Raw genomic sequence first — 12,677 nt, forward strand, 5'->3', positions numbered from 1 at the left:
GTCAGACATTCGCAGGCGCTCAGTCATGCAAAATTTGCTGCCTCACTACGAGCGTGAGTTGTCTCAGTTGCGTCAAGCGGCATCGATCTTTGCGCAGCGTTATCCCAAGATCGCCGGGCGTTTGTCTTTGTCCGCAGACGTTTCCGATGATCCCCACGCCGAACGGATGATCGAGTCCTTTGCGCTGCTGGCAGCACGCGTCCACAAGCGACTTGACGACGATTTCCCGCTTTTCACCGAATCCATGCTGGAGGTGCTGTATCCGCACTACCTCCGACCGTTTCCCGCCTGCTCGATCGCTCAGCTTGACTTGGGTAGCGCCGCAGGTCAGTTGACCAAGCCTGCAATCGTTGAGCGCGGCACCACGGTCTCTGCTAGACCGCTTAAGGGCGTGACCTGCAAGTTCAAAACCACCCAGGCCGTGACGCTGTTGCCTTTGCAGGTGGTGCAGGCGCAGTACCGCAATGCCATTGCTGCTCCCCAAGGCTCGCGCCTGCCGCAGGGCGCCACCTCGGTCTTGTCGATCAAGCTATCGCTGCAGTCGCCACAAGCCTCCTGGGCTTCTGTGTTGCAACAGCCATTGCGCTTCTATCTTGATGGCGAGGCATCGCAGGTCAGTGTGCTGCGCGAGGCGCTGTGCCGTCGTGTGTTGGATGTGTTGGTGCAAACGCATGAGCACCGCCCTTGGCAGGCCACCGAAACATTGGGCTTGCCGCAGGCACTCAAGCCGCAGTTGGTCGGGTTTGATGACGACCAGTCATTGCTGAACTGGGATGCCCGTTCGCACCAAGCCTATCGGCTGCTGACCGAATACTTCGCATTCCCTGACAAGTTCAACTTTGTTGATGTGCCCGTGCCTCGTAACACTGCTTTGATGCAGTCATCTGACGCTGGTGAGGGGGCGGCATCGCACGATCGCGCCATCACCCTGCATCTGGTCATGTCCGGTGTACGGTCAGACTCCGATGAGTCGCGTCTTCTGGAAATGACCGAGGCCCGAAACTTGGTGTTGGGCTGCACCCCGATTATCAACTTGTTCGAGCAGCCGGCTGACCCGATCCGCGTTACGCAGCAGGCCACGTCTTACCCCGTGGTGGTGGATGCCCGTCGCGCGTTCGGGTACGAGGTGCATGGCATTCACAAGGTGTTTCGTGTGAAAAAGTCAGCCACGGGGGAAGAGGTGGAAGAGTTTCGCCCCTTCTTCTCGTTGCGCCACGATGACTGGCTGGCCGAAGAAGATTCATCCGTGAATCAAGCGCCTGCACGCTACTGGCATGCGCGGCGAGATGACGATCTGGCTGAGCAAAGCCCTGGCTACGAAACAGAGATTTCCATTGTCGATCTCGATTTCAACCCGGCTTTGCCGCAAACCGAGACCTTGTCCCTGACCGTGTCGGCCACGAATCGAGACCTGCCTTCGATGTTGCCCTTCGGCGTGCAGGGTGGCGATCTGTTCATGGAAGGCGGCGGCATGGCGAAGGAGATTCGCTTGCTGCGCAAGCCTACGCAGACCCAGCGGTTCGATCGGGGCAATGGTGCTTTGTGGCGCTTGATTTCTCATCTGTCTTTGAACCATCTGTCTTTGTCGGACGCCGGCGTGGATGGTTTGAAGGAGATGTTCCGTCTGTATGACCTGTCGCGCTCGGCGAGCAACCGTCGTCAGATCGATGGCTTGGTCGATGTGGCTTTTGCAGCGACCACGGCCTGGCTGCCGGGCAAGCCGTTTGCCAACTTTGTTCGTGGCACGCAGGTGCGTGTGACCGTGGACGAAGACAGTTTTGTGGGGTCGGGGCTGGGGCTGTTTGTCGCAGTGCTTGATCGTTTCTTTGGCTTGTATGTGCATGCCAACAGCTTCACCCAGTTGACGGTGGTGTCTGCTCGCACGCAAGAGGTGGTGATGTCATGCCCCCCACGCAACGGCGCGAAGCAACTGGTGTGATTCATCGGCTGCTGCAAGAACCGCAGCAGTTCGATTTCTTTCAAGCTGTTCGGTTGCTGGACCGTTGGCTGGATAAGGGCACGCCGGGCGGGCGAGGGCTGAGCCGCATCAACTTCCGCAACTCCTTGTCGCTGTCGTTTCCCGCCAGTGCCATCGAATCGCTGAAGGTTCAATGGCGGCAAGACGATTCTGGCGGCCCGTCGTCAGTGCCGGCCTCGGTTGGCGCACCGATGCAGCCCAGCCTGGAACAGATTCGCCCCTCTGACATCGCCAGGGTGGACATGACGCCGGCCTTCATGGGGCTGTTGGGCGTGACGGGTACCTTGCCATTGTTTTACACAGAGGCATTGGCCCAGCGTGAGCTGTATCAGAAGGACTTTGGTGCGCGGGCCTTCATGGACATCTTCAGCCATCGGGCTGTGGCGATGTTTTACGACGCCTGGCGCAAGCACCGTTTGCCTTTCCAGTACGAGGCCAGCAGGACCAGTTCATTCCTGCCGATGACTTTGTCGCTGGCGGGCATGGCGCATGCCACACGCAGGGCGCCTGCCGGGCGAGGGCGAGCCATACCGCCAGAGGCGTTGGCCTATTACGCAGGGGCCATTCAACAAGGCACCTGGTCGGTGGCACAGGTGCAAGCGGTGCTGCAGGACTACTTCCGAGTGCCAGTACGCATCGAGCAGTTCGTTGGGCGCTGGTATCAGTTGCCGGAGGCTGGGCGGGCTTATCTGGGGATCATTAACCCGCATAACCCGAGCCAGGGCGTGCTGGGTACCTCGGCCATGTTGGGTGACCGAGTCTGGCAGCGTGACCTGTGCATGCAGGTTGAGCTGGGCCCTATCCCGCACGAGCGCATGCAACAGTTCTTGCCCGGCAGTCGGGGGGCTCGTGCCTTGCAAGAGTGGTTGCTGTTGTGCTTTGGTTCGAGTCTCTCCTTCGAGGTCAAGCTGGTGCTGCAGCGTGACCATGTGAAGCCACTGGTGCTGGACTCGAGCCGTGCTCCGAACCTCAGCCGTCTGGGCTGGGATACCTTCTTGCAGACGGCGCCGGCCAATGAGGACCGGGCCGATGTCTGTTATGACATTCAGGCTGTGGCCTGAGTCACTCGATTTCAACAATTCAAAACAAGTTTCAGGAAGCTGTCATCACCATGAGTCAAAACCTCAAAACGCTGATCTCCAAGCTCAACGACACCACGCGGCGTGCCGCAGAGCGCGCCGCCAGCCTCTGCATGGGACGTGGGCACTACGAAGTCGATCTGGAGCACTTCCTGTTGGCCTTGCTGGAGGAGCCGGTCTCGGATCTGTCTTTGCTGTGCCGTCGCTACGATGTGTCGACCACGGAACTGCAGCGCGATCTGGAGCGTGAGCTGTCCAACTTCAAGACGGGCAACACGCGCACCCCCGTGTTTTCGTCGCACCTGCCAGTGTTGCTGGAACATGGCTGGCTGATCGCTTCACTGGAGTCGCCGCCGGCCCGCATTCGCAGTGGCCACTTACTGTTGGCCTTGTTGACCGAGCCCAGCCTGAGCCAGATGGCCTACCGTGCATCGAAGTTGTTTGCGCGCTTCCAGTTGGATGAGCTCAAGCACAAGCTGGATGCCTTGACCGCAGGCTCGCCGGAGCACGTCAAGGCAGCGGGTGCCTCGGCTGACTCCGCCGAGGAGGGCGCTGCCGCAGAAAACCTGTCGCAGGCCGCAGCGGGCAAGACTCCCGCTCTTGATCAGTTCACCACGAACCTGACACAGCGCGCCCGTGATGGCAAGGTCGACCCGGTGATCGGGCGTGATGCCGAAATCCGCCAGGCGATCGACATTCTGATGCGTCGTCGCCAGAACAACCCGATCCTCACCGGCGAAGCTGGCGTGGGCAAAACCGCGGTGGTGGAAGGCCTGGCCTTGCGCATTGCCCTCAATGATGTGCCGCAAGCACTGCAAGGGGTGGCGGTGCACGTGCTCGACATGGGCTTGCTGCAGGCCGGTGCTTCGGTCAAGGGGGAGTTTGAAAACCGCCTGAAGAACGTGATCGATGAGGTCAAGCGCAGCCCGCATCCCATCATCTTGTTCATCGACGAGGCCCACACCATGATTGGTGCCGGTGGTCAGGCTGGGCAGAATGATGCCGCCAACCTGCTCAAGCCGGCCTTGGCTCGTGGCGAGCTGCGCACCATTGCGGCCACCACCTGGGGTGAGTACAAAAAGTACTTTGAAAAAGACCCGGCGTTGGCCCGTCGTTTCCAGGTCATCAAGGTGGAAGAACCCAGCGAGGAGCTGGCCTGCGCCATGTTGCGTGGCATGGCACCCTTGATGGAAAAGCACTTTGGCGTGCGCCTGTTTGACGAGGCTATTTCCGAAGCGGTGCGCCTGTCGGCTCGCTATATCAGTGGTCGCCAATTGCCGGACAAGGCCATCAGTGTGCTGGACACGGCCTGCGCCAAGGTGGCGTTGGGCCAAAGTGCCACTCCCGCACGCATTGAAGATGCGCGCAAGCGACTGGACCGCTTGACCGCCGAAGAGCAAGTGCTGCGCCGTGAGCTGAGCACGGGCGCCAAGCACGGCGCGCGTCTGGATGAGTTGGCGCAAGAGCGTCAGACCATTGAAGCCAGCCTGAAGGCCGATGAAGAGCGTTGGGCTTTCGAGCAGCAATTGGTGGCCGACATTCGCGCCTTGCGTGAGCAGATCGAAACGGCCGGTGTGGCCAGCGACGCCGACCGTGAGTTGTTGGCGGGCAAGCAAGCCGAGTTGAGTGCTTTGCAAGGCGAGCGCCCCCTGGTGCCCTTGCAGGTGGACGGCCATGTGGTCGCCGAGATCGTCGCCTCGTGGACGGGCATTCCCCTGGGCAAGATGGTCAAGGATGAGATCAAGACCGTACGCAATCTGCAAGACAGCTTGCAGCAACGCGTGATTGGTCAGGATCACGCCTTGGCGGCGATTGCTCAGCGTGTTCGCACGGCTCGTGCCGGGCTGGAAGACCCGAACAAGCCCAAGGGGGTGTTCCTGTTTGTGGGCCCCTCTGGCGTGGGCAAGACCGAAACCGCGCTGGCTCTGGCTGACATTCTTTACGGTGGTGAGCGCAATCTGATCACCATCAACATGAGCGAATACCAGGAAGCGCACAGCGTGAGCGGCTTGAAGGGCTCTCCCCCTGGGTATGTGGGCTATGGCGAAGGTGGCGTGCTGACCGAAGCCGTGCGCCGCAAACCTTACAGCGTGGTGCTGCTCGACGAAGTCGAAAAAGCCCACCCCGATGTGCTGGAGATGTTCTTCCAAGTGTTCGACAAGGGATTGATGGACGACGCCGAAGGCCGCGAGATCGACTTCCGCAATACCGTCATCATCCTGACCTCGAATGCCGGCTCACAAGGCATCATGCAGGCTTGCTTCAAGCACGATGAAGAGGCGGGCGGCACAGTGATGAAGGCGTTTGAGGAGCTGCCTACTGCCGACCAACTGGCCGACATGCTGCGCCCCACGCTGTACAAGACCTTCAAGCCGGCCTTCATCGGTCGTACCAAGGTGGTGCCGTACTACCCCCTGAGCGACGATGTTCTGATCGACGTGATCAAGCTGAAGCTCGATCGCATTGCTCAGCGTGTGCAGGCCAACCACCAGGCTGCACTGGAATACGACGACGCCTTGCTGGAGTTGGTGCTGAGCCGCTGCACCGAAGTCGATACCGGCGCGCGTGCCGTGGACCATGTTTTGAATGGCTCTTTGCTGCCCGAAGTGGCCGACGCCGTGCTGGCTCGCATGGCCGAAGGCAAGGCGCTGAGCAAGATCAAAGTGGGTGCCAGCAAGACTGGGCAGTTCAAGTTCAAGATCAGTTGAACGATGATGGTGGCGATGGCCAGCCATGGGGATTAAAAAAGGGAGACCCTCGGGTCTCCCTTTTTCCTAGTCTTCCAGCATCAGCAGGGCTTCGTCGCGCCAGTACACCACGGCTTCGTAATAGCCTTCCCAGACGCAACCGTTGCACCCCTTGCCGCAGCACGTGGTTGGCTCTTCCGGCGCCGGTCTGAGTTTGATTCCCTTTGCTGCGGCAGCCGTGTTCAAAATCCGAAACATCGATTTCGCGGATTCCTTATCGGTCAGAGGGGGGAGATTCATGGCCGGGATGATATCGCGCCCCTTTGCGGGGCAATCCGCGTTATGCTGGAAACCTGACTATAGATACCTACGCGCGCGTCATCTTTCACGATGCCTTCTCACTCGAACGACGCCATTTCCGCTGGTGAGCCCAATCAGGTTGGGCAGGATTCGCAACTCGATTCCCGGTTTTTAGTTGAGCGCCAGGTGCGTGCTCGCCCTCGTCTTCCCCTGTTGTTGGGGGTAGAGCCGTTCCGCCGAATTCGTGTCATTCGCACCCTGGCGTCGATTCAGGTGTTCGTTTTGTGTGCCTTGCTCATGTGGTTTGGCGTGCGCAACGGCTGGATCGCCCCTTTGAGCGGCCAGATTCTGTCTGGATTGATGCTGAGTTCCTGCGTGGTTTTCTATCTGGCCATTCGCACAGGTTGGAGCGAACGTTTTGACGAACCCGCGCTGACCCTGGTTCAGGTGCTGACGGCGCAGACCTGGATTGCCGGCGCATACTCGATTACCGGCGAGGCCCACGGTGCGACGCTGATCCTCTACGCTCTGGTGATGTTTTTTGGCGTGTTCAACATGAACCCGCGTAGCGCCATGATTTCGGGGGCGTACGTGGTCTTGCTGGCCAGTGTGACGATGTACTACAAGGCCCAGACGGATCCGGTTCACTACCCGCCTCACATCGAATTGGTGCACTTCATTTTTGTGGTGGTCACCGTGCCGGTGATGGCTTATCTCGCCACCCAGATTGCGGCGATGAGAAATCGCCTCAAGGAGCAGAAACGCGATTTGACGGCAGCCCTGGAGCGCATTCATGAAATGGCCACTCGTGACGCCCTCACGGGGCTGATCAACCGCCGCCAGGGGCTGTTGGTTTTGCAGGAATACAAAACACTGCTCAAGCGAAACAACCTGGGTTTGTGGGTTGCGCTGATCGATCTGGATCACTTCAAGCGAGTGAATGACACCTGGGGGCACAGCGTGGGCGACGAAGTTCTCAAGGGCTTCGCGCGGCAGGCTTCGAAGGTCATGCGCTCGGCCGATGTCATCAGCCGCTGGGGTGGGGAAGAGTTTCTGATCATCATGCTGGAAGAGCCCGGAACCAGTCCGGTGACGGGCATCGAGCGTTTGCGTGTGAGCCTGGGCGACTATGAGATCAGCCCCTCCGTGCCAGATCTGCGCATGGGATTTTCGGCCGGATTGGCTCGGTGCATGCCTGATGAGACCGTCGAAGCCACGATTGATCGCGCCGATGTGGCGCTGTACGAGGCCAAACGCCAGGGGCGTAACCGCTCGCTTTTGGCCTCCTGAGGTGCGCTTTACCTGATCACTGCCCGCTGTTTTGGCGGCGCTGTAGTTCTCGATATAGCCCTGACTGGTCCAGATCGGCGAAGCCGTGTTCGGCCGCCTGGGCGTACAAATCGGTCAGAGCTTCCGTGATGGGGGCCTGGAAATCGAGTGCTCCCGCGGTGTAGAGTGCATTGCGCAGGTCCTTGAGTTGTATGGCCAGAGAACCACGTTTGGCAAAGTCCTCGTCGACCATGCGTTGTCCGTGGACTTCGAGGATCCGGCTTTCGGCGAAGCCACCCCGCAAGGCCTGGCGGACCTTGGCAGGATCGGCGCCCCCTTTTTGCGCCAGCAGCAGGGCTTCGGCGACCGCGCCGATCGTGATGCCGACAATCATCTGGTTGGCGAGCTTGGTCAATTGACCGGAGCCGGTGGGGCCCACGTGCACGGGGCGACCGAGTGCCTCCAACACGGGGCGGGCGCGTTCGAAATCAGCTTCTTTGCCTCCGGCCATGATGGCCAGCGTGCCCGCTTCCGCACCCAAGGTACCGCCTGAGACTGGGGCATCCAGGTAGGCGACCCCCTGCGCAGAGAGTTTCGGGGCGTGAGACTGCGCCTGTTCCGGCAGGATCGAGCTCATGTCGATGACGAGGCTGCCTGGGCGTAGGCCGAGTGCCGCGCCAGGCAAAGCTGGGTTGAACAGCACGTCCTCCACCACGCCGCCGTGTTCGAGCATGGTGATCACGATGTCGGCGTCTTGTGCCGCAGCAGCTGGTGTATCTGCAACCCGGGCGCCGTGGGCGGTGAGCGCGTCCGCTTTGCTGCGTGTGCGATTCCATGCGATCAGGGGAAACCCGTGGTTCAGCAGGCGGAGTGCCATGGGCGTGCCCATCAGGCCGCATCCCAGCAAACAGATCGTCGTCATGGTGGTTTGGGGGTCGGAAATGAATACAGGAAGGCGCCATTGTCGGTGATCGCTTGAGGGCCTCTGTGGCGTGACCTCGGGTATCCATGGAGGATTGGGTGAGGCCCTTGAAGCGCCTTTCGTTGCAAAGCGTGCACTTGACGCGGAAAGCCTGGCTTGATCCCTTGTTTGAAGGGCAGTCAGATCAGGTAATTTCAGCGAATATTTCCCCCCATGGGTAGACCCCCACAATCAAAAGCGCATGGTTATGCTTGATGCTATTGCCCAGTCCGCTCTCGGTGAGCAGGTGTTGACAGATGCTTTTCTGAAAGCGCTGGATCAGTTTGGCTTGGCCATTTTGATCAAGGATGCCGCATCGGGTCGCTATGAACACGCAAATGACACGGCGTCGCGCCTGTTGGGCCTGACCCAGAAACCCGTGGTTGGGGCGGTCGATGCTGATTTGTTTGAGGCCAGCCAAGCCATGGCCCTGCGTGCGGCGGATCAACAGACCCTGGCCGCATCGAGTCGTGGTGTGCGAGCCGAGCACAAGTTGGAAATTGGCGGTGAACGCCATGAGTTTGTGGCTTGGCGCCAGGTGATGCGCGAGCGCGATGATGCGCCTGCCAAGTTGTTGTCGGTATGGCAAGACGTGACCGAGGCGCGCCGGAAAGAAACTCAGTTGCAGCATGCTTTGGCCCAGTTGGAGCAGCAGCAAAAGGCCAATGACGCCTTGCGTCGGGAAGTGCAGGACAACCAGGTGCGTGACACGGTGTCGGGTCTGTACCATCGAGCTCACTTTGAAGAGCAACTGCGCCGCGAGGCCGATTTGTCGAGCCGCGAGCAGCGCGAGTTTGCCCTGGTCGCCGTGGCCATCGACAACATGGAAGACATTCGCCAGCGCCATGGCGTAGAAGGTTGCGAGCGTGTGGTCGAGGCACTGGGGCGCTTGTTGCGCGCCAACACCCGCGCGATGGATTCCCCTTGTCGTTTGGGGGGCGACCGCTTTGTGGTGCTGCTGTCTGGTGTGGGCTTGGCAATTGCCCATTCCAGGATGGAGCAGTTGCGGCGTCAGTGTTCGCAACACATCGTGCCGTTCAACGGGCAACAAATTCCTTTCACCGTGTGCATGGGCGTGGCCAGCTTCCCTCATACCGCAGGGGTGGTCGAGGAACTGATGCGCAGCGCTGATCGGGCTCTGGCCGGGGCGCGTGAAAAGGGCGGCAATCGCGTGGCGCTCGCCAGCATCCAGTTCGCTCAGGAAGCCTGATTTTTCTCCCAAAAGACAACGGGCAGGTTCCTCGGAGAGGACCTGCCCGTTTTGCATAAGGGTTCGTCGCAGACTGGTTGCCGCATTCCTGAACCCAGGGGATTCAGGTGGGCGAGGTCAGCAGCACTTCGGGTTCATCTGACGCGAGACGATCGCACCTGTGCAGCGATGTTCCAAGCCCTGGCTCAAAGAGCATCGGTTCAAGGAAATAAAAACAACCACGAACGCGACGAACGATTTCATTCTACGGCCAACTCAGCCCCTTGAGCGAAACTGTTGTCGGTAGTCGGGGGCTTTATTGACAGATCAGATCAGGTGGCCATCCTGATCCAGCGCGTGGTCGAGGCGAGCGATCAAGTTGTCGAGGTACTCGGGGGCAGGCAAGTCGACATCGACTTGGGGTTGCGCTGCTGCTTGTTTGTTGGCAGGGTCGGTCAGGGCATAGGCCAGGTTCAGTGCGGCCAGCACCGCAATCCGCTCACGTGCTTTGAGTTTGCCTGAATCGCGAATGGCGCACATTTCGCGGTCTACCTGGGTCACGGCATCGCGGAGTCGAGCCTCGCCACCTTCCGGGCAACCCAGCAGGTAGCTCTGGCCCATGATCGAGACTTCAATTTGCTTCATCGGAATCTTCAACCTCTGCCGATGTGGCGCCTGTGGCCTGTGGCAGTTTGTCAATCAGGGCATCGATGCGCGCGCGCGCGGCCGACAGTCGGGTCTTGAGCGAGTCACGCTCTTGCATGGTCGCGGTCAGCTGTTGCTGCAGCAGCGCATTCGTGCGCCGCAGTTCTTCGTGGCGAAGCAGCAGACGCTCGACGCGTTCGGTCATTTCATCAATTCGGGACATGGGCGCTCACCGTCAGCAAAGGCCGGGTACTCTGGCATCTCAAAGGGGATTGTATTCCTCGTAGCGGGTGCCGCCTTTACAATGCCTGCCGTTGGTGCATACGGCGAGGTTCCTCGCCGAAGTTAAACGGGAAGCAGGTTTCGAACTGCGCTGCCCCCGCAACGGTCGACGGTCAAGCTGATGGGTTTGCGCCCACTCTGCTTCGCTCATGTTCTCTGCCACTGGGTTCTACCTGGGAAGGTGTCATGGGTTGCATCGTCTAGCCCGGATACCGGCCAACAGGGGGTTTGCGTTCGCGCCATTTGGGCGCGTGCAGGCCATTTCGCTCCAGACCTGCGGGGACGCTGGCGGGAGCACTCGTTACTTCCCTACATCATGTTGTTTTCGTTCTTGGTGCGCAAGGCACCTGTGTCTCCCTCCGCCGTTGCGTTGGGGGCAGCTGCTGCATTGGCTTCTTTTTCCGCTGAGGCAGCGACACCCGCTCCGACCGAGTCACTCGATACGGTGGTGGTGACCGCGACGCGTTCTCCCGCCAGTGCACGTACGGCCACCTCGGCATTGACGGTGATCTCAGCCGACGAGATTCGCAAGTCCGGAGTGGACACGGTTTTCGAAGCCATTCGCAAGCTGGGCGGCTTCGTTGGCAAGCAGGATTTGTCCAACGGGGGCAATGACACCATCGATCTGCGTGGGTTTGGCGATGCCACTCACCCCAACACCGTGGTGCTGATCAATGGCATTCGCGTGAGTGAAACCGACCTCTCCAGTGCACGCCTGTCGGGTGTGCCGGTGGACCAGATCGAACGCATTGAGGTGCAGCGCGGTGGTTCCAGCGTGTTGTGGGGGGAGGGCGCAACGTCTGGGGTCATTCATGTGGTGTTGAAAGACGGCGCGGCCTTGGCCGGTTCGCGTTCCAGTCTGGGCGGATCGATCGACAGCCTGGGTGGCTACGTGCTGCATGGCTCTACGGCGGCCAAGGTGGGCGCCTGGGCGCTGGACGCGACCGTGCGCCGCCAGACCAGCCCGGGTTATCGACGCAATGCCCAGTCGGACAACGATGTGTATTCGTTGGGGGCTTCGCTGGCGGAGGGGGCCTGGTCTCAGCAGTTGCGTTTGATGCGTGACGAGCAGTTCAGCCAGTGGCCGGGACCCCTGACGTTCGATGAGCTGCGTCAGGACCGTCGCCAGTCGACTGATGACAGCAGTTGGGGCAAATCGGTTCAAACCCGGTTGATCAGCAACACGCAATGGCAGGCCGGACCTTGGATGGCGCAATTGGATGCGTCGGCCCGCTATCGCAGCACCACTTCGACCTATTACGGCAGTGAGTCCGACAGTGCAGTGAGCAACCAGCAGGTGTCGCCCAAGTTGTCTTACGACCTGGACCTGAGTTGGGGCCAGTGGTTGCAAACCGTGGGGGTTGATTTCCAGCACTGGAAGCGGGGCACCCCCGAGGGCGCCGACCCCAATTCGGGGCTGCAGATCAACCGCGCTGTCTATGCGTACTCGGATGTGACGGTCAATGGGGGCACCCGAGTGAATGCCGGGGTGCGCCGCGAGTTTGTCAACAAGCGTGAGACCACGTCCTGGAGTGGCTATGAGCGCCGTGATGCCGTGACGTCGGCGGAGTTTGGGGTGAGTCAGGCCGTCAATGATCAGTGGCAGGTGTACGGTCGTGCGGCGCGTTCGTTCCGTTTGGCCAATTTTGACGAAAACGCGTCGACTCCGAATGGCCAGCCTTTGTTGCCACAGACCAGTCAGGATCGGGAGTTGGGGCTGCGTTGGGCAGCCCAAGGTGCGGTGTTCAACGCGCGAGTGTTCCGACAGGACACCACTCACGAAATTTTGTATCTGGACCTGAACCCCTTGGACCGGGATCTCTGTTGCAACCGCAACATCGATCCGGTGCGCCGTCAAGGTGTGGAGGTGGACGGCAAGTGGCCTGTGACCGCCAAGGTCACGGTGACGGGGTCTGCCCAGTCTCTGTCGGCTCGATTCAGCGAAGGGCCGTATGCCGGCAAGCAGCGTGTACTGGTGTCGCCGCGTTCGGCTACGGCACGTGTTTGGGTGGCGTTGAGCGACTCGCAGTCGATCCATCTGGGGGCACAGTACTTGTCGTCCTCCCGGTTTGGGGATGATTTCGATAACACCTGCCCCACTCGCATTCCGGCGCAAGTCAGCGTCGATGCCGGCTACAGTTTTGAACGCGATGGCTGGCGCATGGGGTTGGTGGTGTCCAACCTGGGTGATCGCTTGAACTATGCGAACGCCTATATGTGCCAGTACGGCTATGCGTATCCTGACCCAGGTCAGGTGATCAAGGCCAGCCTGAGCAAGCAGTTCTGA

At 60.2% G+C, this 12,677-nt stretch carries 10 protein-coding genes and 1 riboswitch; of the genes, 6 read left to right on the forward strand and 4 right to left on the reverse strand.

Annotated features, from left to right (window positions below; all coding sequences use genetic code 11):
- Positions 1-25 precede the first annotated feature (25 nt).
- From tssF to tssH, 3 genes are read left to right on the forward strand one after another with little or no spacing between them, the layout of a single operon-like run.
- Positions 26-1,939 carry a type VI secretion system baseplate subunit TssF gene (tssF, locus tag VFW72_RS01480; RefSeq protein WP_329672486.1) on the forward strand — a complete coding sequence of 638 codons (1,914 nt, stop codon included), beginning with the start codon at positions 26-28 and terminating at the stop codon, positions 1,937-1,939.
- Entirely contained in the window at positions 1,903-3,039 is a 1,137-nt protein-coding gene (gene tssG / locus VFW72_RS01485) for a type VI secretion system baseplate subunit TssG (protein WP_329672487.1), read from the forward strand. Before tssF ends, tssG begins: the two co-directional genes overlap by 37 nt.
- Before the next feature lie 50 nt (positions 3,040-3,089).
- The gene (tssH, locus tag VFW72_RS01490) at positions 3,090-5,765 is read left to right on the forward strand and encodes a type VI secretion system ATPase TssH (RefSeq protein WP_329672488.1); all 2,676 of its coding nucleotides are present in this window, start codon (positions 3,090-3,092) and stop codon (positions 5,763-5,765) included.
- 66 nt (positions 5,766-5,831) lie between these two features.
- Here tssH and VFW72_RS01495 read toward each other — a convergent pair whose 3' ends face one another.
- Positions 5,832-6,044 carry an oxidoreductase-like domain-containing protein gene (locus VFW72_RS01495; RefSeq protein WP_329672489.1) on the reverse strand — a complete coding sequence of 71 codons (213 nt, stop codon included), beginning with the start codon at positions 6,042-6,044 and terminating at the stop codon, positions 5,832-5,834.
- Between the two features lie 90 nt (positions 6,045-6,134).
- On the opposite strand from VFW72_RS01495, the gene VFW72_RS01500 reads away from it, so the two are divergent.
- Positions 6,135-7,334 (forward strand): GGDEF domain-containing protein, encoded by a 1,200-nt coding sequence (locus VFW72_RS01500; protein ID WP_329672490.1) that lies wholly within the window; start codon positions 6,135-6,137, stop codon positions 7,332-7,334.
- A 16-nt stretch (positions 7,335-7,350) separates the two neighbouring features.
- On the opposite strand, the gene VFW72_RS01505 is transcribed toward VFW72_RS01500, so the two are convergent.
- Positions 7,351-8,235, reverse strand: coding sequence for an NAD(P)-dependent oxidoreductase (locus tag VFW72_RS01505; RefSeq protein WP_329672491.1), 885 nt, complete (start codon positions 8,233-8,235; stop codon positions 7,351-7,353).
- A gap of 247 nt (positions 8,236-8,482) precedes the next feature.
- Between VFW72_RS01505 and VFW72_RS01510 the strand changes: the two genes are divergently transcribed.
- Positions 8,483-9,484 (forward strand): diguanylate cyclase, encoded by a 1,002-nt coding sequence (locus tag VFW72_RS01510; protein ID WP_329672492.1) that lies wholly within the window; start codon positions 8,483-8,485, stop codon positions 9,482-9,484.
- A gap of 306 nt (positions 9,485-9,790) precedes the next feature.
- Here VFW72_RS01510 and VFW72_RS01515 read toward each other — a convergent pair whose 3' ends face one another.
- On the reverse strand, positions 9,791-10,108 hold the full coding sequence (locus VFW72_RS01515) for a cell division protein ZapA (RefSeq protein ID WP_329672493.1): 318 nt from the start codon (positions 10,106-10,108) through the stop codon (positions 9,791-9,793).
- Positions 10,095-10,331: a DUF904 domain-containing protein gene (locus VFW72_RS01520; protein WP_329672494.1), complete on the reverse strand. Its 237-nt coding sequence runs from the start codon at positions 10,329-10,331 to the stop codon at positions 10,095-10,097. Before VFW72_RS01520 ends, VFW72_RS01515 begins: the two co-directional genes overlap by 14 nt.
- A 75-nt stretch (positions 10,332-10,406) precedes the next feature.
- A riboswitch (cobalamin riboswitch) is annotated at positions 10,407-10,625 on the forward strand.
- A gap of 81 nt (positions 10,626-10,706) precedes the next feature.
- Here VFW72_RS01520 and VFW72_RS01525 point away from each other — a divergent pair.
- Positions 10,707-12,677: a TonB-dependent receptor plug domain-containing protein gene (locus tag VFW72_RS01525; protein ID WP_329672495.1), complete on the forward strand. Its 1,971-nt coding sequence runs from the start codon at positions 10,707-10,709 to the stop codon at positions 12,675-12,677.

Origin of the sequence: Aquabacterium sp., from assembly GCF_036273115.1 — a bacterium.
Lineage (GTDB): Bacteria > Pseudomonadota > Gammaproteobacteria > Burkholderiales > Burkholderiaceae_C > Aquabacterium.

Coding starts and splice junctions, on each gene's coding strand:
- tssF (WP_329672486.1), top strand. CDS start 26: ATGCAAAATTTGCTGCCTCACTACGAGCGTGAGTTGTCTCAGTTGCGT.
- VFW72_RS01520 (WP_329672494.1), bottom strand. CDS start 10,331: ATGTCCCGAATTGATGAAATGACCGAACGCGTCGAGCGTCTGCTGCTT.
- VFW72_RS01510 (WP_329672492.1), top strand. CDS start 8,483: ATGCTTGATGCTATTGCCCAGTCCGCTCTCGGTGAGCAGGTGTTGACA.
- VFW72_RS01525 (WP_329672495.1), top strand. CDS start 10,707: ATGTTGTTTTCGTTCTTGGTGCGCAAGGCACCTGTGTCTCCCTCCGCC.
- VFW72_RS01515 (WP_329672493.1), bottom strand. CDS start 10,108: ATGAAGCAAATTGAAGTCTCGATCATGGGCCAGAGCTACCTGCTGGGT.
- VFW72_RS01500 (WP_329672490.1), top strand. CDS start 6,135: ATGCCTTCTCACTCGAACGACGCCATTTCCGCTGGTGAGCCCAATCAG.
- VFW72_RS01495 (WP_329672489.1), bottom strand. CDS start 6,044: ATGAATCTCCCCCCTCTGACCGATAAGGAATCCGCGAAATCGATGTTT.
- VFW72_RS01505 (WP_329672491.1), bottom strand. CDS start 8,235: ATGACGACGATCTGTTTGCTGGGATGCGGCCTGATGGGCACGCCCATG.
- tssH (WP_329672488.1), top strand. CDS start 3,090: ATGAGTCAAAACCTCAAAACGCTGATCTCCAAGCTCAACGACACCACG.
- tssG (WP_329672487.1), top strand. CDS start 1,903: ATGCCCCCCACGCAACGGCGCGAAGCAACTGGTGTGATTCATCGGCTG.